The sequence below is a fragment of the Enterobacter sp. JBIWA008 genome, assembly GCF_019968765.1.
Lineage (GTDB): Bacteria > Pseudomonadota > Gammaproteobacteria > Enterobacterales > Enterobacteriaceae > Enterobacter.
Genome location: NZ_CP074149.1, coordinates 4,107,679 through 4,131,462, shown reverse-complemented (window position 1 = coordinate 4,131,462; position 23,784 = coordinate 4,107,679). Strand labels below are relative to the sequence as shown.

General features: G+C 58.3%; 23 protein-coding genes, 1 pseudogene and 1 riboswitch. Of the genes and pseudogenes, 8 read left to right on the top strand and 16 right to left on the bottom strand.

The window, feature by feature from the left end; genetic code table 11:
• Nucleotides 1-81: 81 nt before the first annotated feature.
• Nucleotides 82-1,886, bottom strand: a pseudogene (gene dnaG / locus KGP24_RS19905) (DNA primase).
• Nucleotides 1,887-2,001: 115 nt separating this feature from the next.
• Nucleotides 2,002-2,217 (bottom strand): 30S ribosomal protein S21, encoded by a 216-nt coding sequence (gene rpsU, locus KGP24_RS19900; RefSeq protein WP_001144069.1) that lies wholly within the window; start codon nucleotides 2,215-2,217, stop codon nucleotides 2,002-2,004.
• 236 nt (nucleotides 2,218-2,453) lie between these two features.
• Between rpsU and tsaD the strand changes: the two genes are divergently transcribed.
• Nucleotides 2,454-3,467, top strand: coding sequence for a tRNA (adenosine(37)-N6)-threonylcarbamoyltransferase complex transferase subunit TsaD (gene tsaD, locus KGP24_RS19895; RefSeq protein ID WP_223561583.1), 1,014 nt, complete (start codon nucleotides 2,454-2,456; stop codon nucleotides 3,465-3,467).
• Between the two features lie 44 nt (nucleotides 3,468-3,511).
• On the opposite strand, the gene ureG is transcribed toward tsaD, so the two are convergent.
• From ureG to plsY, 10 genes are all read right to left on the bottom strand, one after another.
• The gene (ureG, locus tag KGP24_RS19890; protein WP_014071813.1) at nucleotides 3,512-4,129 is read right to left on the bottom strand and encodes an urease accessory protein UreG; all 618 of its coding nucleotides are present in this window, start codon (nucleotides 4,127-4,129) and stop codon (nucleotides 3,512-3,514) included.
• Between the two features lie 9 nt (nucleotides 4,130-4,138).
• Nucleotides 4,139-4,813: an urease accessory protein UreF gene (locus KGP24_RS19885; protein WP_223561582.1), complete on the bottom strand. Its 675-nt coding sequence runs from the start codon at nucleotides 4,811-4,813 to the stop codon at nucleotides 4,139-4,141.
• The gene (locus tag KGP24_RS19880; RefSeq protein WP_223561581.1) at nucleotides 4,813-5,352 is read right to left on the bottom strand and encodes a HupE/UreJ family protein; all 540 of its coding nucleotides are present in this window, start codon (nucleotides 5,350-5,352) and stop codon (nucleotides 4,813-4,815) included. Before KGP24_RS19880 ends, KGP24_RS19885 begins: the two co-directional genes overlap by 1 nt.
• Before the next feature lie 9 nt (nucleotides 5,353-5,361).
• Nucleotides 5,362-5,826 (bottom strand): urease accessory protein UreE, encoded by a 465-nt coding sequence (gene ureE, locus KGP24_RS19875; RefSeq protein ID WP_223563534.1) that lies wholly within the window; start codon nucleotides 5,824-5,826, stop codon nucleotides 5,362-5,364.
• 9 nt (nucleotides 5,827-5,835) lie between these two features.
• Entirely contained in the window at nucleotides 5,836-7,539 is a 1,704-nt protein-coding gene (gene ureC / locus KGP24_RS19870) for an urease subunit alpha (protein ID WP_223561580.1), read from the bottom strand.
• A complete protein-coding gene (locus KGP24_RS19865) occupies nucleotides 7,532-7,846 on the bottom strand; it encodes an urease subunit beta (protein WP_223561579.1) in 315 nt (104 codons plus the stop codon). The genes ureC and KGP24_RS19865 overlap by 8 nt, the downstream gene beginning before the upstream one ends.
• Nucleotides 7,847-7,856: 10 nt before the next feature.
• On the bottom strand, nucleotides 7,857-8,159 hold the full coding sequence (locus KGP24_RS19860; protein ID WP_006811999.1) for an urease subunit gamma: 303 nt from the start codon (nucleotides 8,157-8,159) through the stop codon (nucleotides 7,857-7,859).
• A gap of 10 nt (nucleotides 8,160-8,169) precedes the next feature.
• The gene (locus KGP24_RS19855; protein ID WP_223561578.1) at nucleotides 8,170-8,997 is read right to left on the bottom strand and encodes an urease accessory protein UreD; all 828 of its coding nucleotides are present in this window, start codon (nucleotides 8,995-8,997) and stop codon (nucleotides 8,170-8,172) included.
• 117 nt (nucleotides 8,998-9,114) lie between these two features.
• The gene (locus KGP24_RS19850; RefSeq protein ID WP_223561577.1) at nucleotides 9,115-10,581 is read right to left on the bottom strand and encodes an MFS transporter; all 1,467 of its coding nucleotides are present in this window, start codon (nucleotides 10,579-10,581) and stop codon (nucleotides 9,115-9,117) included.
• 84 nt (nucleotides 10,582-10,665) lie between these two features.
• Nucleotides 10,666-11,286 carry a glycerol-3-phosphate 1-O-acyltransferase PlsY gene (gene plsY, locus KGP24_RS19845; protein ID WP_223561576.1) on the bottom strand — a complete coding sequence of 207 codons (621 nt, stop codon included), beginning with the start codon at nucleotides 11,284-11,286 and terminating at the stop codon, nucleotides 10,666-10,668.
• Nucleotides 11,287-11,393: 107 nt separating this feature from the next.
• On the opposite strand from plsY, the gene folB reads away from it, so the two are divergent.
• Both folB and bacA read left to right on the top strand, forming a co-directional pair.
• Nucleotides 11,394-11,762, top strand: a complete 369-nt coding sequence (folB, locus tag KGP24_RS19840) for a bifunctional dihydroneopterin aldolase/7,8-dihydroneopterin epimerase (protein ID WP_223563533.1) — start codon at nucleotides 11,394-11,396, stop codon at nucleotides 11,760-11,762.
• Nucleotides 11,763-11,867: 105 nt separating this feature from the next.
• On the top strand, nucleotides 11,868-12,689 hold the full coding sequence (bacA, locus tag KGP24_RS19835) for an undecaprenyl-diphosphate phosphatase (protein WP_223561575.1): 822 nt from the start codon (nucleotides 11,868-11,870) through the stop codon (nucleotides 12,687-12,689).
• A gap of 10 nt (nucleotides 12,690-12,699) precedes the next feature.
• On the opposite strand, the gene KGP24_RS19830 is transcribed toward bacA, so the two are convergent.
• Together KGP24_RS19830 and KGP24_RS19825 are read right to left on the bottom strand one after the other, a co-directional pair.
• Nucleotides 12,700-13,941 carry a multifunctional CCA addition/repair protein gene (locus KGP24_RS19830; protein WP_223561574.1) on the bottom strand — a complete coding sequence of 414 codons (1,242 nt, stop codon included), beginning with the start codon at nucleotides 13,939-13,941 and terminating at the stop codon, nucleotides 12,700-12,702.
• 60 nt (nucleotides 13,942-14,001) lie between these two features.
• Nucleotides 14,002-14,622 carry a TIGR04211 family SH3 domain-containing protein gene (locus tag KGP24_RS19825; protein ID WP_194401785.1) on the bottom strand — a complete coding sequence of 207 codons (621 nt, stop codon included), beginning with the start codon at nucleotides 14,620-14,622 and terminating at the stop codon, nucleotides 14,002-14,004.
• A 229-nt stretch (nucleotides 14,623-14,851) separates the two neighbouring features.
• Here KGP24_RS19825 and KGP24_RS19820 point away from each other — a divergent pair, with 229 nt between their 5' ends.
• From KGP24_RS19820 to hldE, 3 genes are read left to right on the top strand one after another with little or no spacing between them, the layout of a single operon-like run.
• Nucleotides 14,852-16,153 (top strand): inorganic triphosphatase, encoded by a 1,302-nt coding sequence (locus KGP24_RS19820; RefSeq protein ID WP_223561573.1) that lies wholly within the window; start codon nucleotides 14,852-14,854, stop codon nucleotides 16,151-16,153.
• Between the two features lie 21 nt (nucleotides 16,154-16,174).
• The gene (glnE, locus tag KGP24_RS19815) at nucleotides 16,175-19,030 is read left to right on the top strand and encodes a bifunctional [glutamate--ammonia ligase]-adenylyl-L-tyrosine phosphorylase/[glutamate--ammonia-ligase] adenylyltransferase (RefSeq protein ID WP_223561572.1); all 2,856 of its coding nucleotides are present in this window, start codon (nucleotides 16,175-16,177) and stop codon (nucleotides 19,028-19,030) included.
• 40 nt (nucleotides 19,031-19,070) lie between these two features.
• Nucleotides 19,071-20,501 carry a bifunctional D-glycero-beta-D-manno-heptose-7-phosphate kinase/D-glycero-beta-D-manno-heptose 1-phosphate adenylyltransferase HldE gene (hldE, locus tag KGP24_RS19810; RefSeq protein WP_048979123.1) on the top strand — a complete coding sequence of 477 codons (1,431 nt, stop codon included), beginning with the start codon at nucleotides 19,071-19,073 and terminating at the stop codon, nucleotides 20,499-20,501.
• Between the two features lie 97 nt (nucleotides 20,502-20,598).
• On the opposite strand, the gene ubiK is transcribed toward hldE, so the two are convergent.
• Nucleotides 20,599-20,895 carry a ubiquinone biosynthesis accessory factor UbiK gene (gene ubiK, locus KGP24_RS19805; RefSeq protein ID WP_223561571.1) on the bottom strand — a complete coding sequence of 99 codons (297 nt, stop codon included), beginning with the start codon at nucleotides 20,893-20,895 and terminating at the stop codon, nucleotides 20,599-20,601.
• 119 nt (nucleotides 20,896-21,014) lie between these two features.
• Nucleotides 21,015-21,165: riboswitch (FMN riboswitch) on the top strand.
• A 106-nt stretch (nucleotides 21,166-21,271) separates the two neighbouring features.
• Between ubiK and ribB the strand changes: the two genes are divergently transcribed.
• Nucleotides 21,272-21,925, top strand: coding sequence for a 3,4-dihydroxy-2-butanone-4-phosphate synthase (ribB, locus tag KGP24_RS19800; RefSeq protein ID WP_023309208.1), 654 nt, complete (start codon nucleotides 21,272-21,274; stop codon nucleotides 21,923-21,925).
• 32 nt (nucleotides 21,926-21,957) lie between these two features.
• On the opposite strand, the gene zupT is transcribed toward ribB, so the two are convergent.
• Complete coding sequence (zupT, locus tag KGP24_RS19795; protein ID WP_223561570.1) at nucleotides 21,958-22,731, bottom strand: zinc transporter ZupT; 774 nt, start codon at nucleotides 22,729-22,731, stop codon at nucleotides 21,958-21,960.
• Nucleotides 22,732-22,927: 196 nt separating this feature from the next.
• Here zupT and ygiD point away from each other — a divergent pair, with 196 nt between their 5' ends.
• Nucleotides 22,928-23,716 (top strand): 4,5-DOPA dioxygenase extradiol, encoded by a 789-nt coding sequence (gene ygiD, locus KGP24_RS19790; protein ID WP_223561569.1) that lies wholly within the window; start codon nucleotides 22,928-22,930, stop codon nucleotides 23,714-23,716.
• Nucleotides 23,717-23,784 lie beyond the last annotated feature (68 nt).

Here is a 23,784-nt window from a genome sequence, read left to right as displayed (position 1 = left end):
ACTTAATTCGTTTGATTGGTGTCGGCGATGGGGCTGCCAACCTTTAAAGCGAGGGCGTACTTATATTTTTGCCGCTGCCTCTCAGTGCGGCTGCCGGGGGCTTCCCGATCGATATTCGGCACTTAAGCCGTTAAATTTCTTTATTTCTTCGCCAGTTCCTGGTTAATCATCCAGAGCTCCCGGCGTTCTTCGCTGCTTAAACCGTGAGTGCGCTCGCGAGCTATCAACTCTTCCTGGCGCAGCTCAAGCATCGAATCAAACATATGGTTGAGAGAGTCGGTGAACGTTTTTTCTGCAATGTCCTTATCTGCTATATCGTCCCACATCGACAATTTTTCAAGGGTAGCGGCCTCTTTTGTGCCGCGATAATGCTCTAAAAGTTGTCCGGTGGTCAGACCTGGCTGAGACAAACACGTGTTGACCAGTTCTGAAAATAAGCCAAGTCCGGGCAATTTTTCGTGGTTTAAACCCGCCAGCGACGGCACCTGAGGTGCAAGCTCGGGGTTTTGGACCAGCAACCCTATCAGTATACGCATGGTTGTGCGTTTTAGCTGAGGCGCGGGGCGAACCGCACCGTTTTCAGCCTGTTTAGGCATTAAACGTTCAAGCTGGCTGTCATCCAGAATGCCGAGCTTGTTGCCTAACTCCTGACGCAGATAGATGCGCAGCGTTTCGCCGGGCACCTGGCTGATTAACGGCAGCGCCAGCGTACTGAGCTGCGCGCGCCCGTCAGGGGTACTCAAATCGACCTGCGGCATCAGGCTGTTAAACAAAAACGTGGAGAGCGGCTGAGCCTGCTCCATCCGCGCTTCAAACGCCGCTTTGCCCTCTTTACGCACCAGCGTATCCGGGTCTTCACCGTCGGGCAGGAACATAAAGCGTAGCTGACGCCCGTCGGTCATGTAGGGTAGCGCGGTTTCCAGCGCGCGCCAGGCGGCTTCGCGTCCTGCGCGGTCACCGTCGTAACAGCAAATGACGTTGTTGGTCACTCTGAACAGCAGTTGAATATGATCGGCGGTGGTAGACGTGCCTAACGACGCAACCGCGTAGTTGATGTCGTACTGCGCCAGTGCCACGACGTCCATATAGCCTTCGACGACCAGAAGACGCGGAGGTTCCGCATTATTCTGCTGCGCCTCATAAAGACCGTACAGCTGGCGGCCCTTATGGAAAATATCGGTTTCCGGGGAGTTGAGGTATTTCGGCAGGGCATCACCCAGCACGCGACCACCAAAACCAATGACCCGGCCACGCTTGTCGCGGATTGGGAACATGACCCGTTCGCGGAAGCGGTCGTAGCTTCGTCCCTGGTCGTTGGTGACCAGCATGCCTGCATCGATGAGAGACTTACGATCTTCGCTATTGCCGCCAAAACGCTTTAACACGTTGTCCCAGCCGGGCGGGGCGTAACCAATAGCGAAACGCGCAATGACATCGTCGCTCAGTCCGCGCTTGTTCAAATACTGACGCGCAGGCTCAGCCGCAGAGTGCTTAAGAGACTGTTGGTAAAACGAATTCAGGCCATCCATCAGTTGATACAGCGTTTGCCGTTGATGACGCTCGATCTGACTTGGCCCACTGCCTGCTTCATACGGCACTTCAAGGTTATGCATCGCCGCCAGCTCTTCGACGGTTTCAACGAACTCGAGCTTGTCGTAATTCATTAAAAAATCGACGGCATTACCGTGTGCGCCACAGCCGAAGCAATGGTAGAACTGTTTTTCACCGTTTACGGTGAAGGAGGGGGTTTTTTCGTTATGGAACGGACAGCACGCATGGTAGTTCTTGCCCTGCTTTTTTAGCTTTACCCGCGCGTCGATGAGATCGACGATGTCGGTTCTGGCAAGCAGGTCATTGATGAAAACGCGTGGGATTCTTCCGGCCATATGCCCCAAAATTTTAAGCGACTTATAAACGAAAACAAGCCGCGCATTCCTTCCGGAAGCACGGCCTTACGACTATTACTCTGTCTGTCAATTGAGGGCTGAGGCCCTCAACCAATTAGTACAGACGAGTACGGCGTGCGTTTTCGCGAGCCAGTTTCTTCGCGTGACGTTTCACAGCGGAAGCTTTAGCGCGCTTACGTTCGGTCGTTGGTTTTTCATAAAACTCACGACGACGAACTTCAGCCAGAACACCTGCTTTCTCGCATGAACGTTTGAAGCGACGCAGTGCTACGTCGAACGGCTCGTTTTCACGTACTTTAATTACCGGCATGTAACTCTCACCTTTAATAAATTCGGTTTGCCGCTGGCATCAACGCCAGCTTATTTCAAAATGGTGCGGAATTTTACTGCAAATGCTGCTGCTTTGTAAAGCACCGATGCGATTTTGAAAGGGACTTTAATAAGGGTGAGGAGTATACACGAGCCTTCTTCCTGGGGCGAACAAAGTTTTACATCAACCCGCCCAGGCTCTACACTGCGCGGTATTGAAACGAGGTAAAACAAGTCATGCGTGTACTGGGTATTGAAACATCCTGCGATGAAACCGGCATCGCCATTTACGACGACGAAAAAGGGCTTCTGGCCAACCAGCTGTATAGTCAGGTGAAATTGCACGCTGACTACGGCGGCGTCGTGCCGGAACTGGCCTCTCGTGACCACGTGCGTAAAACGGTTCCCCTGATCCAGGCGGCGCTGAAAGAAGCGGGATTAACGGCAAAAGAGATTGATGCAGTGGCGTATACCGCAGGCCCGGGGCTGGTCGGCGCGCTGCTGGTTGGCGCGACGGTTGGTCGTTCGCTGGCGTTTGCGTGGGATGTTCCGGCCATTCCGGTTCACCATATGGAAGGACACCTTCTGGCGCCGATGCTGGAAGAGAATCCGCCTGAATTTCCGTTTGTGGCGCTGCTGGTTTCCGGCGGTCATACGCAGCTGATTAGCGTCACGGGGATTGGCAAATACGAGCTGCTGGGCGAGTCGATCGACGACGCCGCCGGTGAAGCGTTCGATAAAACCGCCAAGCTGCTGGGTCTGGATTACCCGGGCGGCCCGATGCTGTCAAAAATGGCGTCACAGGGAACGGAAGGGCGCTTTGTCTTCCCGCGTCCGATGACCGACCGTCCGGGTCTGGATTTCAGCTTCTCCGGCCTGAAAACCTTCGCGGCGAATACGATCCGTACTAACGATGACAGCGAGCAGACCCGGGCCGATATCGCCCGTGCGTTCGAAGATGCGGTGGTTGATACGCTGATGATCAAGTGCAAGCGCGCGCTGGATCAGACCGGCTTCAAGCGTCTGGTGATGGCTGGCGGCGTGAGCGCTAACCGCACGCTGCGCGCGAAGCTCGCCGAAATGATGCAAAAGCGCCGCGGGGAAGTGTTCTATGCCCGTCCGGAATTCTGTACCGATAACGGCGCGATGATCGCCTACGCCGGAATGGTGCGCCTGAATGCCGGGGCAACGTCTGACCTGAGCGTGTCCGTGCGTCCGCGCTGGCCGCTGGCGGAACTGCCGGAGGCGTAATCCCTCATCCTAACCCTCTCCCACAGGGAGAGGGGATCGTTTGACTACACCCGCAACATCCCTTTCTCTTCCAGAAACGCAATAATCGTCGCTAAACCGTCACCCGCCTTCAGGTTGGTAAATGTCCACGGACGCTCGCCGCGCATGCGGTTGGTATCGCGCTCCATTACCTCCAGCGAGGCACCCACGTACGGCGCGAGATCGGTTTTGTTGATCACCAGAAAATCGGATTTGGTGATCCCCGGTCCGCCCTTGCGGGGGATTTTTTCCCCTTCGGCCACGTCGATGACGTAGATGGTCAGATCCGCCAGCTCCGGGCTGAACGTCGCGCTCAGGTTGTCCCCGCCGCTTTCCACGAAGATCAGATCCAGATTGCCGAACTTCTCGCTTAACGCTTCCACCGCCGCCAGGTTCATCGAGGCATCTTCGCGGATGGCGGTATGCGGGCAGCCGCCCGTCTCCACGCCCACGATGCGCTCCGGCTCCAGCGCGCCCGCCTCGGTCAGGATGCGCTGATCCTCTTTGGTGTAGATATCGTTGGTCACCACCGCAAGATGGTACGTATCGCGCATTGCCTTGCAGAGCGCTTCCAGCAGCGCGGTTTTGCCCGACCCTACCGGGCCGCCCACGCCCACGCGCAGGGGATGTTTGTAATCAGCCATGTTGACTCCTCAGGAACGGAATAGTCGTGAATATTGGGTTTCGTGGCGCGCGGAGGCGATGGCGGACAGCGGCGTTGCGGCCCCCAGCGCGTCGTCGCGTCGTAAAAATGCCTGTTCAAACCCGGCGGCAAAATGGTCGCTCAGTTCGATAATCAGCTGCTGCGCGGCCTGTTGCCCAAACGGCACCAGCTTGACGCCCGCCATGACCGCGCTCTCCATCCAGCTGTAGCCGAGGCTCAGCGCCAGCTCGCGCGCGCTAATGCCCCAGCGCACGCCGAGCCAGGCCATGCCGCAGAGCTGGCTTTGCATAAACAGCGGCAGCCATTCGGGCGGACAATCAGGTTCCCAGCTCTTAATCAGTCGCGTAAACGCCGCCCCACGGTTGCGCTCCTCTTCGCGCAGCTCGCGCGTTTCCCGGCAGGCGAGCAGCCAGGACGTCCAGCGTTTTGCATTTGTAAGATCGCCTTGCTCACAGGCCTGATAAAGACGGATAAACAGCGGCAGATCGACGCAGAAAAAGCTCTGCTCCATCTGCTGAATTTGCCAGCGTTTGAACGCGTCGGCGTCCGTGACCCAGCCTGCCTCAACGGCCCACTCCAGCCCCTGCGACCAGGTAAATGACCCGACCGGCAGGCTGCTGCTGGAGAGCTGCATCAGGCGCAGCCTCTGGCGGGCGTGTTCCATCAGCTCATCAGCGCCAGCAGGGCGGAGACGATCAGCCCGCCGCCGAAGGTTTTACGCAGGCCGTCGTGACGGCGCAGCAGTAGCCCCGCAGCAAAGCTGGCGCACAGCACCGTGGCGCTGGCGAGCATAAACCCGCTGGTGAAGAGCCAGAAGCTGTGGCCGGACATCTCCACGCCGTGCGCCCAGCCGTGGAACATCGCCAGGGCAGGCACCGCCAGCAGAAGACGATTTTCGGTTTTAAACATCATCACGCCGGATACCGCCAGCGAGGCGATAATCAGCATCTCCATGCCGCTGAAGCCGCCGAGCAGGCTGCCCGCAATGGCGCCGACAAGCATCATCCCGAGGGTGGCAAACGGCAGCAGGAGTTTGCGACCGCTCAGCGCCGAGAGCACGCCTGCGCCCGCCAGCATCAGCAGGTGATCGATCCCGGTCAGCGGATGAAGAAATCCGGCCTGGAAGCTGTCGGTACCGTGGCCGGGATGCGCGAGCGCGGGAACGGAAAAAGCCAGCAGTAACAGAGGGAGTAACTTGCGCATGATTAATCCTTAATGTGAATGAGCGTGAGAATGGCTGTGGCTGTGGGCATCGCTGGTGTAAGCGCCTGCTTCCGGCTCAAACGGCAGGCTGGCGTAGGCCACTTCCAGCCCGAACTGGCGCAGCATGTCGTCGAGAACGTGGTCGTGGTGATAGCGCAGCTCGCCGGGCATGATTTGCAGCGGCACGTGGCGGTTGCCCAGGTGGTAGCAGGCGCGGGCGAGCAGGAAAGGATCCGTACAGCGCACCACGGAAACCGACTCCGGGGCGGCGATCACCTCGACAACCTCGCTGCCGTCGTCGGTAGTCAGCAGATCGCCCCCGCGCAGCAGCAGGCCGCGCGGCAGCATCAGCCCGGCTTCGCGGCCGTCGTTCAGCGATACGCGAGCGCGGCTTTTCACCCGCACGTCAATCGGCAGCGTGACGCTGGCGGTAATCGGATGCGCATGGTCCAGGCGTTGGGTTAAATAGATCATCATCACTCCTCAAAACAGGAAATAGCGTTGCGCCATCGGCAGAACGTCAGCCGGTTCGCTGGTTATCAGTTCACCGTCGACGCGCACCTCGTAGGTTTGTGAGTCGACGGTGATATTCGGCTGCAGGCCGTTGTGGATCATGTCCGCCTTTTTCACCGTCCGGCAGCCTTTCACCACCGCGGTGGAGCTCTGCAGGTTGAGCTGCTGCGGAATGCCGTTCGCACTGGCGGCCTGCGAGATAAACGTCAGTCGGGTGGCGTGGCGCGCGGCGCCCAGCGATCCAAACATCGGACGGTAATGCACCGGCTGCGGCATGGGGATCGAGGCGTTGATATCGCCCATTGGCGCGCAGGCGATCATCCCGCCCTTGACGATGGTGGCGGGCTTGACGCCGAAGAACGCCGGAGACCAGACCACGAGATCCGCCAGCTTGCCCGCCTCAATCGAACCGACCTCGTGGGCGATGCCGTGGGTGAGCGCCGGGTTAATGGTGTATTTGGCGACATAGCGCTTCACGCGGAAGTTATCGTTATCGCCGGTCTCTTCCGGCAGCGCGCCGCGCTGGACCTTCATGCGGTGCGCCACCTGCCAGGTGCGGATAATCACTTCCCCGACGCGGCCCATGGCCTGCGAATCTGACGACGTGAGCGAGAACGCGCCGATGTCGTGCAGCACGTCTTCAGCGGCGATGGTTTCACGACGAATGCGGGATTCGGCAAACGCCACGTCCTCGGCGATATCCGGGTCGAGGTGATGACAAACCATCAGCATGTCGAGATGCTCGTCGATAGTATTGACCGTGTAGGGCAGGGTCGGGTTGGTGGAAGAGGGCAGAATATTCGGGTGCGCGCAGGCGGTGATGATATCCGGCGCGTGACCGCCGCCCGCGCCCTCGGTGTGGAAGGTGTGGATGGTGCGCCCGCCGATGGCCGCCAGCGTGTCTTCGACAAACCCGGACTCGTTCAGCGTGTCGCTGTGCAGCGCCACCTGAATATCCATCTCGTCAGCGACTTCCAGCGAGCAGTTGATCGCCGCAGGCGTCGCGCCCCAGTCTTCGTGGATCTTCAGCCCGATGGCGCCCGCGGCAATCTGCTCGCGCAGGGCGTCCGGATTGGAGCCGTTACCTTTGCCGAGCAGGCCGATATTCACCGGCAGCGTATCGGCAGCCTGCAGCATGCGGGCGATATACCACGGCCCCGGCGTGCAGGTGGTGGCGTTGGTGCCCGCCGCCGGTCCGGTGCCGCCGCCGATCATGGTGGTGACGCCGGAGACCAGCGCCTCTTCCGCCTGCTGCGGGCAGATCCAGTGGATGTGGGTGTCGATCCCACCGGCGGTGACGATCTTCCCCTCGGCGGCAATCACTTCCGTTGCCGCGCCAATCGGGATCGTCACGCCGGGCTGAATGTCCGGGTTTCCGGCTTTGCCGACGGCGAAGATCCGCCCGTTCTTGACGCCGATATCGGCTTTTACGATCCCCCAGTGATCGACAATCAGCGCGTTGGTGAGAACCAGATCCACGCAGCCGTCTGCGGTCATCTGCCCCTGACCCATGCCGTCACGGATCACCTTCCCGCCGCCGAATTTGACCTCTTCGCCGTAGACCGTGAGATCGTCTTCCACTTCGATCCACAGCTCGCTGTCGGCCAGCCGCACTTTATCTCCGGTAGTGGGGCCGAACATATCGGCATACGCCCGGCGCGAAATCTCAGCCATGTTTCACCTCGCCCATCACCCTGCCGCGAAAACCGAAAATGCGCTGCGCGCCCGTGACCTGAACCAGCGTCACTTCCCGCTTCTGGCCGGGCTCAAAGCGCACGGCGGTGCCCGCCGGGATGTTCAGCCGATAGCCTTTGGTGGTTTCCCGATCGAACTTCAGCGCCGGGTTGACCTCGTAAAAGTGGTAGTGCGATCCGACCTGGATCGGCCTGTCGCCGTGGTTTTCGACAACCACGCTTTGGGTTTCACGCCCGACGTTGAGGGCAATATTTCCGGACTGGATCCGGTATTCGCCTGGGATCATCACGCGCTCCTTAGACGATCGGGTTATGGACGGTGACGAGCTTGGATCCGTCCGGGAAGGTGGCTTCGACCTGAATATCCGGGATCATCTCCGGGACGCCCTCCATAACCTGGTCGCGCCTCAGGACGTGGCGGCCCGCTTCCATCAGCGAGGCGACGGTTTCGCCATCGCGCGCGCCTTCCATAATGAAGGCGCTGATCAGCGCGACCGATTCCGGGTAATTGAGCTTTACCCCGCGCGCAAGGCGGCGTTCGGCAACCAGCGCGGCGGTGAACAGCAACAGCTTGTCTTTTTCTCTGGGGGTCAGTTCCATAACGTTTCTCTTATGTCTGCCAGATACGCGGCGAACAGGCGGGTTTGGTGGTGAGAAGCGGGCGAAGCGACTGCCAGACGTCGCGCATCACCCGCTGGCAAATCAGGTTGTCGTGGGAGAGAAAACGCACCGACAGCAGGTCATCGGTGAGCGTTGCACCCGCATAATTTTCCAGCGGGGCGAGCCGTTCGCGCACCGCGTCGAGATGTTCTTCTTTGGCCGGATAGAACAGCAGCGTGCCGAGCCACGGACGTCCGGCGACGGGCGTGAGATCGCCGTCGCTAAGATGCTGGCGCTCAATCAGGCGCGGTTCGTCTTCAACCCAGATTTCAAGGCGGCTCTCCAGCGTGCCGTGGCTGAAGGTCTCACCGATCACCGGGCGGCCCAGACAGTACAGCTCCCACGCCAGCAGCGTGCTGGAGGCCTTCAGATGAAAAACAGAGCGCAGCGCGGCATTCGCGCCGGGAAAAATAATCGTGTCCTGCGGCAGCCACTCCAGGATGGAATCTTCATCGAGATAAAAATGCTGGTTCAGACGAGCCTGCGGGCCGCTGCTGCGATAGAACTTGCTGGCGCCGGGCATGGTGATAAGCACATGGCTTTTGGCGTCCAGCCGAACGGAAATGTCCAGCGTATCGCCGCCCACAATCCCGCCGGGCGGGTGCAGCAGGTAAAGGTGACAGGTTTCCCCTTCGGGGTAAAACGGACGTTGAACGGTGAGCGGCCCGACGTGGTGGGCGGAGTGCAGGAGGGTTTTCTCAGGGGTGTGACAAAACTGCAGGGCAAGCGACGCCTGCCAGCCTTTATACGTATTATCAGTGACCTGAGCTGCTAACATGCTGCATCCATTTCCACACCATCGGGATACGTTTCAGTATGCCCTGGCGGAAATGAAGGCTGTCATATGAGTCGCTTATGGATAAAAAAACCGGCTTCTGTGAGCCGGTTTGCTAGACTACCGATAATCCTCCGCATCCACATCGTACCCGGACGGCTCCCAGCGGATCGCCAGCAGCGAGGCCAGGCCGATAAACGGCGCCAGGGCAATCACCCAGAACACGGCGGTGTCGAGAGACGCAACAAGCAGCGGGAACAGGAACAGCGACAGCGTGGAACTGCTGCGCATCAGCGTCTGGTTGAGACCCACGCCGACGCCGCGCAGCGAGGTCGGGTAGCTCAGCGAGGCAAACGTCATGGTATGCGCGCCCGGGCCAAAGCCCTGACCGAACAGGAATAGGGCCAGCATCGCGACGGCAAGCACCCCTTCAGAGGCGCCTTCCGGTCGGCCAATCAGCGCCAGGCCCAGCAGCGCGACAAGCTGGCAGGCATAACCCGCAAGCGACATCCGCCAGGCGCCGAAGCGCGGTACGTAGCGGACCGCCAGCAGTCCGCCGACGAAGGCAAACAGCAGGTTAAGCACCAGAGAAATGAGAATGGTGGTGAGCATCGACTGAACAAAGAAGCTTGAGATGATCACCGGCAGGCCAAACGCCACGGCGTTATAGGCAAACGACGAGACGACGGAAAGCAGCGTGGCGAGCGTAGTGCGGCGTAAGTAGATGCCGCGAAACAGGTTCAGATAGTTTGACCATTTCGCTTTATTCACGACAGGTGCTGGCTGGCCGAGCGCGTCCTGCGGCACGTGGGCATTGATGTTATACGACTGGCGTAAAATGGACGCCGCCTCTTTCAGGTTGCCCTGATTCGCCGCCCAGACCGGAGATTCGCTCATATAGCGGCTGCGGATGGCGATAATCACCAGCGCGGGCACTGCACCAAAGCCGAGGATCAAACGCCACAGCCAGTCGCTGTGGCTTTCCGGCAGCACGGCGTAGAAGAAAAGCACCAGCAGGTAGGAGATGCTGATGGCGGCATACCAGGTGGGGCACCACATCGCGACGCTGGAGGCTTTGTTTCCCGGACCTTTCAGCCTGGCGAACTCGCTTAAAAACGCCATCGCCACGGGAAGATCGATCCCGACCCCAAGCCCCATCACAAAGCTGGCACCCGCGAGCACATATTCGTTCGGGGCCAGCGCACAGGCGATAGCAGCCACCACGAAGAACACCATATCAGCCATAAAAACACGGTAGCGCCCGATTTTATCCGTGAGGTAACCGCCGAGCAGCGCCCCGATAATGGCACCAAAGGTAATCGCCGAAGCCACCATACCGGTACCGGCGGGCGTCAGGTTAAATTCGCGGGTGATGTCTTTAATGCCGAACGCCAGCGCGCCCAGATCGTAGGCATCGAGGAAAATTCCGCCCAGAGCGATACCGACTACGATACGGGCGTTTGCCCGGCCCTGAGAACCGTCATTTACGAGGCGTGATACGTCCGATGCACTGCGCACCCACTGGATGTCGCCATCAGGAGGAATACCTGCCGTTGAAAGGGGAGTTGTTTCTGTGATTTCAGCCATTTTCTTCTTATGTGGTTGTGTTGTGTCTCTAACAGTTACCACAGGCAGAAGGTGACCAAAATCACATTTGGCTATAAGGCATAACTAACCTTTCGAAGCGTCTTTTTTCTTCCTCTTGAGCTTCGTCCAGATTTTGGTCTCCTGACGACGCCACAGGCGCTGAATATTGTCGTGATGACGCAGCAGGATAAGACAGGAGAGCATCGACACCGGGAAGGTGAACTGGGGTTTGAACCACCAGACGTAGAACGGGGCGATCAGCGCGCTGACGATAGCGCCCAGCGACGAATAGCCGCTCAGAAGAATGGTCAAAAGCCAGGTTCCGGCCATGACGCCGGTTAAGTCCCAGCCGATGGGGGCAATGGCACCAAAGGCGGTCGCCACACCTTTGCCGCCTTTAAAGCCGAAGAATACGGGCCAGATGTGGCCGACGCAGGCAGCAATAGCAATGAGCCCCAGCCAGAACGGCGTGACGCCCAGCGCATACGCGCCCCAGACGGGCAGCATCCCTTTCAGAACATCAAAAATCAAAACCGCTACGGCTGCTCCCTTGCCGCCAATTCGTAGTACGTTGGTCGCCCCCGGATTCCCGGAACCATTTTCACGCGGGTCGGGTAACCCGGCAATGCGGCAGACCAGAATGGCGCTGGAGATTGAGCCGCAAAGATAGGCGAGGAGGATCATTCCAGGCGCGATTGCACTCATAACGCTGTTCCGTTTTGAAAATGTATCTGTATTCTCAGCATCTGTGGATAATACGCATAATTCGCCGGAAGTGGTATCCGGTTTAGCCAAAAAGCAGGCAGGTCATGATGGATATTGTATTTATAGAGCAACTTTCGGTAATCACCACTATTGGTGTTTACGACTGGGAACAGACCATCGAGCAGAAGCTGGTGTTCGATATCGAAATGGGATGGGATAACCGCAAATCAGCAAAAAGCGATGACGTGAACGACTGTCTGAGCTATGCCGACATCAGTGAAACGGTCATCGCCCACGTTGAAGGACAACGTTTTGCGCTGGTCGAACGGGTGGCTGAAGAAGTCGCAGAATTGCTGCTGACCAAATTCAATTCACCGTGGGTGCGCATCAAGCTGAGCAAGCCGGGAGCGGTGGCGCGCGCCGCCAATGTCGGCGTCATTATTGAGCGTGGCACAAATCTGAAAGGCAAGAATTAACGTCATAATTGCTAAACCATTTTAGGTTATACCGGTCTTAACACTGTATCTTTCACGGTAGCCGTTGGGGCGACCGTTTTTTTATATCTTTTTAGGGGTTTATAGATGAGCGATATGCACTCGCTGCTGGTGGCGGCAATACTGGGTGTGGTCGAAGGATTGACGGAGTTTTTGCCGGTCTCCAGTACGGGCCATATGATTATAGTTGGCCATCTGCTGGGCTTTGAAGGCGATACCGCAAAAACGTTTGAAGTGGTGATCCAGCTGGGGTCGATTCTGGCGGTGGTGGTGATGTTCTGGCGTCGCCTGTTTGGCCTGATCGGCATCCATTTTGGTCGCCCGCTTCAGCACGAAGGAATGAGTAAAGGTCGCCTGTCGCTGATCCATATTCTGCTCGGCATGATCCCGGCGGTGGTGCTGGGCCTGGTTTTCCACGACGCCATCAAATCGCTGTTTAACCCGATTAACGTCATGTACGCGCTGGTGGTGGGGGGCTTCCTGCTGATTGCCGCCGAAGTGCTGAAGCCAAAAACGCCGCGGGCGGAAGGGCTGGACGATATGACCTATCGTCAGGCGTTTATCATTGGCTGCTTCCAGTGTCTGGCGCTGTGGCCGGGCTTCTCGCGTTCAGGCGCAACCATCTCCGGCGGGATGCTGATGGGCGTAAGCCGTTATGCCGCGTCCGAGTTCTCGTTCCTGCTGGCGGTGCCGATGATGATGGGCGCCACCGCACTCGACCTTTATAAAAGCATCGGTTTTCTCACCTCGGGCGACATTCCAATGTTCGCCGTCGGCTTTATCACCGCATTTATCGTGGCGCTGATTGCCATCAAAACCTTCCTGCAGCTGATTAAGCGCATCTCGTTCATTCCGTTCGCGATCTATCGCTTTATCGTTGCCGCTGCGGTATACGTGGTCTTCTTCTGACCGATGGCCCTCAGTCTTTTGGCTGAGGGCAATGCTTTTCCTTCCAGTCAGACACCGCCTGAATTCGCCGTTTCGTGAGTTCTTCGCGAATTTCCGGCCCTTTAAATCCCGCTTCGACAACGTCCTTCGTGGGCACCGCTTTCGCCACGTCCCAGGCTTTACGCAGTAAACGTCCCTGCGGGTAATCGCACGCTTCAAACCCGGTACGACCGCGCACGTCAGCTTCGCTGGTGAGCGCGATTTGCTCCACGCGCTGGGGTTTGCGCCAGGCGTCGATGTTGTCGAAAAGCTTAACGATGGTGGCCGGTTTCAGGATCGGGAAGGTGTGGATCAGGTCGTGGAACTCGGCCACCAGTTTCGCCAGATCGCGGATCTCATTCGGCACGCGCAGACGCTGGCACAGCCCCTCGACCAGCTTCACCCCTGCCGGGCCGTGCCCGTGGTGGCGAGGCCAGAATTCTCTCGGCGTTAAACCTTTGCCGAGATCGTGGCACAGGGTGGAAAAACGCACGTCCACGTCAGGACTGAGCATGGCCGCCATGCTCAGGGTCATCAGCGTGTGTACGCCGGTATCAATTTCCGGGTGCCATTTTGCCGGGGCAGGCACGCCAAACAGCGCGTCTATTTCCGGGAAAAGCACCTTTAGCGCGCCGCAGTCGCGCAGGACCTGAAAAAAGACCTGCGGGTTGCGCGTAGTGAGGGCATTTTCCGTCTCTTTCCAGACGCGCTCCGGCGTCAGGTGTTCAAGCTCGCCCGCCTCTGTCATGGCGGTCATCAGCGCCATTGTCTCATCGGCAATACGGAAGCTGAGATGGGCGTAACGCGCGGCAAAACGCGCCACGCGGAGCACGCGGAGCGGATCTTCAGAAAACGCCGGGGAAACGTGACGTAAAAGACGGTTGCGTAGATCGTCCTGACCGCCATAAGCGTCAACGATCTGCCCGTTCTCGTCCTGAGCCAGCGCGTTGATGGTGAGATCGCGACGCAGCAGATCTTGCTCCAGCGTGACGTCCGGCGCCGCATAGCAGGTGAAGCCCGTATAGCCCGAGCCCGATTTCCGCTCGGTACGCGCCAGGGCATACTCTTCGCGGCTTTGCGGATGGAGGAATACGGGGAAATCGCGGCCTACCTGCTGGTAGCCCGCGTCGAGCATCTCTTCAGGGGTGGCGCCAACCACCACCCAGTCTTTATCTTTGACCGGCAGACCTAACAACGCATCACGTACCGCACCACCGACCAAATAACTTTTCACGCCCAACTCTCCCGTTTTCTCTTTTCCAGAATGATACGTAAGTCTGGCAGAGAAGACGAATTAGTTCATCCAGCGGTCTTTACGCTTACGGCTTGGGATCAGATGCGGCAGGACCAGACCCAGCACCAGACCCACGCCCAGCACGCCGCCGCCATACATAAACCACTGCATGATGATGGTGCGCTGTTTGTCGTCGAGCTGCAGATTAGCGGCATTCACTTTCTTTTGCGCGACAATCAGCTCGTTTTTCAGTTTCTGGTTCTCTTCTTTCAGACCGTTAATCACACCGTCGCTTTGTGCCACTTTCTGCTGCATTTCAGCGGTGCGCTGGTTCCAGGTTCCGTCGATGTTGTTCAGTTTGTCGGTCAGGGTCTTCACCTGGTTTTCCAGGTCCGGCACGCGCGTGCGCAGGCTTGGCACGGTGCTTAGCTCTTTCAGCGGGATCCAGGAAGTACGACCGGTACTGTCGCGAACCTGACCGTAATTGGTGTCCGCGTTGGTCTGTAAAAGGATAACTTCCTCGCCGGCATTCACCGTGCCCACGAGGCGATAATTATCTCCAGGGCCACTGCGCACCCAGGTGTTCAGTTCGTCAGAAACGTAACGCTTCTCTTCAGCGTGCACTGCGGTTGCGGCGCTAAAAGCGAGTAAAGTAAGTCCAATCAGGCGTAATTTAAGCATCATTAGTCGTTATTTTCATAAATAGTGGAACGATAGTAGTGGCAACAGTGTCTCTACGCAAAGCATTCGTCAGCAATCAGAATCATCTGTGTCACGACTCTACACATTTACGCCCGACAAATTGCTCATTGCATGGCAATTTGGCGCAAAATACTATGTACTGACAAACAAATGGCGAGGAAGTTCGCCCTCATTGACGCGTCTGTGACGCTCGCAAAAGTACAAGGCTATGGCACAAGAAATCGAATTAAAGTTTATCGTCGAAAAAGACAGCGTTGACGCACTCCGCCAGCATCTGCATACGCTTTCCGGCGAACACCATGCACCGGTACAACTGCTTAATATCTATTACGAAACGCCAGACAGCTGGCTGCGCCGCCACGATATGGGGCTGCGCATCCGCGGCGCGAGCGGGTGCTACGAGATGACGATGAAAATTGCCGGCCGCGTGGTCGGAGGTTTACATCAGCGCCCGGAATACAATATCGACATCAGCAAGCCGGAACTTGAGCTGGAACGTTTCCCGGCGGAAGTCTGGCCGGAAGGCGAGCTGCCTTCCACGCTGGCGGAACAGGTACAGCCGCTGTTCAGCACCGATTTCTGGCGCGAGAAATGGCTGGTGACGGAAGGCAAAAGCCGCATCGAAATCGCCCTCGATCTGGGGGACGTGAAGGCGGGTGAGTTCAAGGAACCGATTTGCGAACTCGAGCTTGAGCTACTGGAAGGGGACGCAAATGACGTGCTGAAGCTGGCGCGCAGGCTGGTGAACCAGTCCGGACTGCGTCAGGGAAGCCTGAGTAAAGCCGCGCGGGGTTACCATCTGGCCGCCGGAAATGCGCCGCGCGTGCTGAAAGAGACGACCATTTTGCATGTTGCGCCGAAAGCCAGCGTTGAGCAGGGTCTGGAAGCCGCGCTGGAGCTGGCGCTTTCACAGTGGCAGTACCATGAAGAGCTGTGGGTGCGAAATGTGAAAAACGCGAAATCCCACGTGCTGGCGGCCATTGCCCTGGTGCGCCATACCCTGACGCTGTTCGGCGGTATTGTTCCTCGCAAAGCGAGCGCTCACTTACGTGACCTGCTGACGCAAACCGAAACGCTGATGCTCTCCGACGTATCGGCGCAAACGGCGATCTACAGCCCGCAAGCCGCTTCGGCAAAACTGGCGCTGACCGAGTTTCTGGTGACGCGCGGCTGGCGCGCCTTCCTGGATGCGAAAGCCGAGACCAAAATCGCGGAAAACTTTAAGCGTTTCGCGGATATTCATCTTTCCCGTCATGCCGCCGAACTGAAGAGCACCTTTGCTTATCCGCTCGGCGACCAGTATGGCGATCAGCTTCCCCGTCTGTCGCGCAACATCGACAGCATGCTGCTGCTTTCCGGCGCTTATGACGGCGTTAAGGCCCAGGCCTGGCTGGAGAACTGGCAGGGGCTGAAGCATGCCATTGAAACCCGTCAGCATATTGAGATTGAGCATTTCCGTAACGAGGCCATTTCGCAGGAGCCGTTCTGGCTGCACAGCGGAAAACGTTAACTCTGGCAAGGAACCCCTATAATGCCGCTTTCTTCACCGTTACAGCAGCAGTGGCAGACCGTTTGCGAACGTCTGCCTGAGTCATTACCGGCGTCATCGTTAAGCGAGCAGGCGAAGAGCGTGCTCGCCTTCAGTGATTTTGTGCAGGAAAGCATCACCGCCAACCCGGACTGGCTGGCGGAGCTTGAGAACGCACAGCCGCAGGCGGACGAGTGGCGGCACTATGCCGGCTGGCTGCAAGCTGCGCTCGAAGACGTTGCGGATGAAGCGACGCTGATGCGCGTCCTTCGCCAGTTCCGCCGTCGGGTGATGGTGCGCATTGCCTGGGCTCAGGCGCTGGAGCTGGTGAGCGAAGAGAGCACGCTGCAGCAGTTAAGCGAGCTGGCGCAAACGCTGATTGTCGCCGCGCGCGACTGGCTCTACGCCGCCTGCTGTAAAGAGTGGGGCACGCCGTGCAGCGAGGAAGGGGTTCCTCAGCCGCTGTTGATTCTGGGTATGGGCAAGCTGGGCGGCTGCGAGCTGAACTTCTCCTCCGACATCGACCTGATTTTTGCGTGGCCCGAGAACGGCTCCACGCGCGGCGGCCGTCGCGAGCTGGACAACGCCCAGTTCTTTACCCGCCTCGGCCAGCGTCTGATTAAGGCGCTGGATCAGCCGACGCAGGACGGTTTTGTTTACCGCGTGGACATGCGCCTGCGCCCGTTTGGCGACAGCGGACCGCTGGTGCTGAGCTTTGCCGCGCTGGAGGATTACTACCAGGAACAGGGGCGCGACTGGGAGCGCTATGCGATGGTTAAAGCGCGGATCATGGGCGACAGCGACGACGCTTACGCCAACGAGCTGCGCGCCATGCTGCGCCCGTTCGTGTTCCGCCGCTACATCGACTTCAGCGTGATCCAGTCCCTGCGAAATATGAAAGGGATGATCGCCCGTGAGGTGCGCCGTCGTGGTCTGAAGGACAACATCAAGCTCGGCGCGGGCGGCATTCGCGAAATCGAATTTATCGTTCAGGTCTTCCAGCTTATTCGCGGCGGGCGTGAGCCTTCGCTGCAGTCCCGCTCGCTGCTGCCGACGCTGAGCGCCATCGAGCAGCTGCACCTGCTGCCGGACGGCGACGCGCAAACCCTGCGCGAGGCCTATCTGTTCCTGCGCCGTCTGGAAAACCTGCTGCAAAGCATCAACGACGAACAGACCCAAACCCTGCCGGGCGATGACCTTAACCGGGCGCGTCTGTCCTGGGGCATGCGCGTGGACGACTGGGCGGCGTTAACCGAACGGCTGGATGCCCATATGGCAGGCGTGCGCCGCATCTTTAACGAGCTGATCGGTGATGACGAAAGCGAATCGCAGGACGATGCGCTTTCCGAGCACTGGCGCGAGCTGTGGCAGGACGCGCTCCAGGAAGATGACACCACGCCCGTGCTGGCGCACCTGAGCGACGACGCCCGGCATCGCGTGGTGGCGCTGATCGCTGATTTCCGTCTTGAGCTGAACAAACGCGCCATCGGCCCGCGCGGTCGTCAGGTGCTGGATCACCTGATGCCGCACCTGCTGAGCGAGGTCTGCTCGCGGGCGGACGCGCCGGTGCCGCTGTCACGTATGATGCCGCTGTTAAGCGGGATCATCACGCGTACCACCTACCTTGAACTACTGAGCGAATTTCCCGGCGCGCTCAAGCACCTGATTTCCCTCTGCGCCGCGTCGCCGATGGTGGCCAACAAGCTGGCGCGTTACCCGCTGCTGCTGGATGAACTGCTCGACCCGAACACGCTGTATCAGCCAACGGCGACGGATGCCTATCGGGACGAGCTGCGTCAGTATCTTCTGCGCGTGCCTGAAGAGGACGAAGAGCAACAGCTGGAGGCGCTGCGTCAGTTTAAGCAGGCGCAGATGCTGCGCGTGGCGGCGGCGGACATCGCCGGAACGCTGCCGGTGATGAAAGTTAGCGATCACTTAACCTGGCTTGCGGAAGCGATCATCGACGCTGTGGTCCATCAGGCGTGGGTGCAGATGGTGGCGCGCTACGGCCAGCCGAAACACCTTGCTGACCGTGAGGGACGAGGGTTTGCCGTGGTTGGTTACGGCAAGCTCGGCGGCTGGGAGCTGGGATACAGCTCCGATCTGGATTTAATCTTCCTGCACGACTGCCCGGTTGATGTGATGACCGACGGCGAGCGTGAGATTGACGGGCGCCAGTTCTACCTGCGTCTTGCCCAGCGCATCATGCACCTGTTCAGCACCCGCACCTCGTCGGGCATTTTGTATGAAGTGGATGCCCGTCTGCGTCCGTCCGGCGCGGCGGGCATGCTGGTGACCTCGACGGAGTCCTTCGCGGATTACCAGCGGAATGAAGCCTGGACGTGGGAGCATCAGGCGCTGGTGCGCGCTCGCGTGGTGTATGGCGATCCGCAGCTCAAAACGCAGTTTGACGTCATCCGTAAGGAGGTTATGACCACCGTGCGTGATGGCAGCACGCTGCAAACGGAAGTGCGGGAGATGCGCGAGAAAATGCGGGCGCATCTCGGCAATAAACATCGCGATCGCTTTGATATTAAAGCCGACGAGGGCGGTATTACCGATATTGAATTCATTACCCAGTATCTGGTGCTGCTGCACGCCCACGACAAGCCGAAGCTGACTCGCTGGTCCGATAACGTGCGCATTCTGGAGCTGCTGGCGCAAAACGACATCATGGACGAGCAGGAGGCGCAGGCCCTAACCCGCGCCTACACGACGCTGCGCGATGAGCTTCATCACCTGGCGCTGCAGGAGCAGCCGGGGCACGTGGCGCTGGACTGTTTTGCTCATGAACGTGCTCAGGTAACGGCCAGCTGGCAGAAGTGGCTGGTGGAACCGTGCGTAACAAATCAAGTGTGATATTATCGCGCGCAAATTGTGAATCTTTCTGGAGTCAGGAATGAAAGTAACACTGCCAGAGTTTGAACGTGCTGGGGTAATGGTTGTTGGGGATGTAATGCTGGATCGCTACTGGTATGGGCCTACCAGCCGCATCTCTCCGGAAGCACCGGTACCGGTGGTTAAGGTCGACACCATTGAAGAGCGTCCCGGCGGCGCGGCAAACGTGGCGATGAACATTGCCTCTCTGGGCGCGCAGTCGCGTCTGGTGGGCTTGACCGGCATCGACGATGCGGCGCGCGCGCTGAGCAAGTCTCTGGCGGACGTGAACGTGAAGTGCGACTTCGTTTCTGTTCCGACCCACCCAACGATTACGAAGCTGCGCGTGCTGTCGCGCAACCAGCAGCTGATCCGCCTCGACTTTGAAGAAGGTTTCGAGGGCGTTGATCCTGAGCCGTTGCACGAGCGTATCAACCAGGCGCTAGGCAATATCGGCGCGCTGGTGCTGTCCGACTACGCTAAAGGCGCGCTGGCGAGCGTACAGACGATGATTCAGCTGGCGCGTAAAGCCAACGTGCCGGTTCTGATCGACCCGAAAGGGACCGATTTTGAGCGCTATCGCGGCGCAACCCTGCTGACGCCAAACCTCTCCGAGTTTGAAGCGGTGGCGGGCAAGTGCAAAACCGAGGACGAACTGGTTGAGCGCGGCATGAAGATCATTGCTGACTTTGAGCTGTCCGCGCTGCTGGTGACCCGCTCCGAGCAGGGAATGACGCTGCTGCAGCCGGGCAAAGCGCCGCTGCATATGCCAACCCAGGCGCAGGAAGTGTACGACGTGACCGGTGCCGGTGATACGGTGATCGGCGTGCTGGCGGCGACGCTGGCAGCAGGAAACTCGCTGGAAGAGGCGTGCTACTTTGCTAACGCCGCGGCGGGCGTGGTCGTCGGTAAACTCGGTACCTCAACCGTTTCCCCTATCGAGCTGGAAAACGCGGTGCGCGGTCGTGCGGATACCGGTTTTGGCGTTATGACCGAAGACGAGCTTAAAGTGGCCGTCGCCGCCGCGCGCAAGCGTGGTGAAAAAGTGGTGATGACCAACGGCGTGTTTGACATCCTGCACGCGGGTCACGTTTCGTATCTGGCGAACGCGCGCAAACTCGGCGATCGCCTGATTGTGGCGGTTAACAGCGATGCGTCGACAAAACGCCTGAAGGGTGAAACGCGTCCGGTGAACCCGCTCGAGCAGCGTATGATTGTGCTCGGCGCGCTGGAAGCGGTGGACTGGGTCGTGTCGTTTGAAGAAGACACGCCGCAGCGCCTGATTGCCGGTATTCTGCCGGATCTGCTGGTGAAGGGTGGCGATTATAAGCCGGAGCAAATCGCGGGTAGCGAAGAGGTCTGGGCCAACGGCGGCGAGGTGATGGTGCTTAATTTTGAGGACGGGTGTTCAACCACCAACATCATCAAGAAGATCCAGAAAGACAGTCAGTAGTCCGTGCGGGCTGATGCCCTCATCCCAACCCTCTCCCACAGGGAGAGGGAGCAAACCAAAAAAAAACGGCAACTGAGGTTGCCGTTTTGCATTCATTTTATGCCTGGTCATTCACCGGAGGAATCGCCGGGGCAGGCTTCACTTCTTCCGGTGTATTACGGTTTTCCAGCTCGGTCAGACGCTGTTCCAGAAGCGCTAGCTTTTCGCGGGTGCGCAGCAGAACCTGAGTCTGCACGTCAAACTCTTCGCGGCTGACTAAATCAAGGCGAACCAATTGCGCCTGCAGCGTCTGGCGGATTTTCTTCTCTACGTCATCACCAAATTCACGAATGCCTTTTGGCATAGATTCATGAACCTGACGCGCGATCTGCTCAATTTTTTTCGGGTCAATCATTGTCGTTTCCCTTTATGGAAAGGTGTTAGTGTCCATTGTAGCGCGTCATGCCCGGGGTAAACAAAATTGTTTGATGCTTATGCATTGCCCAGGATAATCAATAGCGTTATAGTTATCTCGCTTATTCTCAGGGCGGGGCGAAATTCCCCACCGGCGGTAAATCAGCGTGACGCTGAAAGCCCGCGAGCGCTTTGGGTGACTACTCAAAGGTCAGCAGATCCGGTGTAATTCCGGGGCCGACGGTTAGAGTCCGGATGGGAGAGAGTAACGATCAAGTCGGGCAAGCGCCCGCTCACGTTATCTTTTTGCCGCTTATACGGCGCTCCTAAGACTGCCCTGATTCTGGTAACCATAATTTTAATGAGGTTTTTTTACCATGAATCAGACGCTACTTTCCTCTTTTGGCACTTCAACTCAACGTGTTGAACATGCACTGGATGCACTGCGCGAAGGCCGCGGTGTGATGGTGCTTGACGATGAAAACCGTGAAAACGAAGGCGACATGATTTTCGCCGCCGAAAACATGACCGTTGAACAGATGGCGCTGACCATCCGTCACGGCAGCGGCATCGTATGCCTGTGTATTAATGAAGATCGTCGTAAGCAGCTCGATCTGCCGATGATGGTCGAAAACAACACCAGCGCCTTCGGGACCGGTTTTACCGTGACCATTGAAGCAGCGCATGGCGTGACCACCGGCGTGTCTGCGGCTGACCGTCTGACCACCGTTCGTGCAGCGATTGCCGATGGCGCTAAGCCATCCGATCTGCATCGTCCAGGTCACGTCTTCCCACTGCGTGCGCAGGCAGGCGGCGTGTTGACCCGCGGTGGTCACACCGAAGCGACGATCGACCTGGTGACGCTGGCTGGCTTCAAACCTGCTGGTGTGCTGTGTGAACTGACCAACGATGACGGCACCATGGCGCGCGCACCGGAGTGCATCACCTTTGCCCGCCTGCACAACATGCCGGTGGTAACGATTGAAGATCTGGTTGAGTATCGCCAGGCGCACGAGCGCAAAGCCAGCTGATAATAACAACGCCGGGATGTCCCGGCGTTTTTTTACCCGATTCCTGCGGCCTGCAGCAGAACCAGACTTAATCCCATCACCGACATTCCACACAGCACGCCATAGCTGGGGTTGTTGTTAGGATCGATCTCCTTCGCCAGCGGCATCAGTTCATCCACCGAAAGCGCAACCATAATCCCGGCTACCGCTGCCATAATCGCCGCCATCACTACCGGAGAGACTAGGCTACCAAGGATCAGCCAGGCCAGCACGCCGCCCAGGATTTCGGCCATCCCGGAAATACCCGCCCAGAACACCGCGGTGCGTTTTGATCCCGTGGCGGCATACACTGGTCCAGCGACGGCCAGTCCTTCAGGGATATTGTGTAAGGCGACCGCCAGCGCGATACCAAAGCCCATCTCAAGATTGCTGCTGGCCGTCACGTAGGTCGCTACCCCTTCCGGGAAGTTATGCAGGCTGATGCCAAGCGTTAACAGCACGGCGGTACGCTTGATATTGCGCGGCATGTGCGTCACGTTTTTCTGCATTAAATCCTGCGGATGGGCGTGCGGTAGCATTCGATCGAGGGCAAAGTATCCCAGCAGGCCAAAGACAAACATACCGTAGCCCAGCAGCGGAGACATGCCTTCCGTGCCCAGCGCGGCAGGCAGCATCTCCATCAGAGAGATGAGCAGCATGATCCCGGCAGCAAAGCCCAGTGAGAAGGCCAGTACGCGGTTAGAGGGCTTTTGGCCGAGCACGCCGAGGATCGCACCAATAAACGTCGCGGCGCCCGCCAGTATGGTCAGGATCAAGGGGACTGACATGTATTGCTCCTTGTGATAATGATTCTCATTAATATAATTGATTCATTTCTGGCAAAGCGAGGGGCGAACCTCGGCTTTACACATTCCTTACATTCAAAATTCCTGATGATGATCTTCACGCTTATCTGCGTTCATCTTTGCCCGATTGCACGTAATGTATCACCATTAAATTGACACCTTCTGTAAGGATATCATCATGACTTCTTCCCGTATGCCAGCCCTGTTTTTAGGCCACGGCAGCCCAATGAACGTTCTGGAAGACAACGTCTATACCCGCACATGGCGTAGCCTGGGCGAGACGCTGCCGCGTCCAAAAGCGATCGTGGTGGTATCTGCGCACTGGTTTACCCGTGGGACAGGCGTAACCGCTATGGAAGCGCCAAAAACCATTCATGATTTTGGCGGCTTCCCGCAGGCGCTGTACGACACACATTATCCGGCCCCCGGCTCGCCCGAGCTGGCACAAAGGCTGGTGGATCTGCTGGCGCCTGTTCCGGTTGCTCTGGATAAAGAAGCCTGGGGCTTTGACCATGGCTCCTGGGGCGTGCTGATTAAAATGTATCCTGATGCGGATATCCCGATGGTGCAGTTGAGCATCGACAGCACCAAACCGACAGCCTGGCATCTGGAGACGGGCCGCAAGCTGGCAACCCTGCGTGATGAAGGCATCATGCTGGTGGCGAGCGGTAACGTTGTACATAACCTGCGTACGGCGCGCTGGCACGGTGAGAACACGCCGTACCCGTGGGCGACTTCTTTTAACGACTACGTCAAAGCGAACCTGACCTGGCAAGGCCCGGCTGAGGAGCATCCTCTGGTGAACTATCTGGATCACGAAGGCGGTTCGCTCTCTAACCCGACGCCGGAACACTTCCTGCCGCTGCTGTACGTTCTTGGCGCGTGGGATGGTCAGGAGCCGGTTACGATCCCGGTCGACGGTATAGAGATGGGAAGTCTGAGTATGTTGTCGGTACAGGTGGGGTAATAAAAGCAAAACGGCAACCTCAGGTTGCCGTTTTTAGTGTTTGCACTCTCTCCCTGTGGGAGATGGCA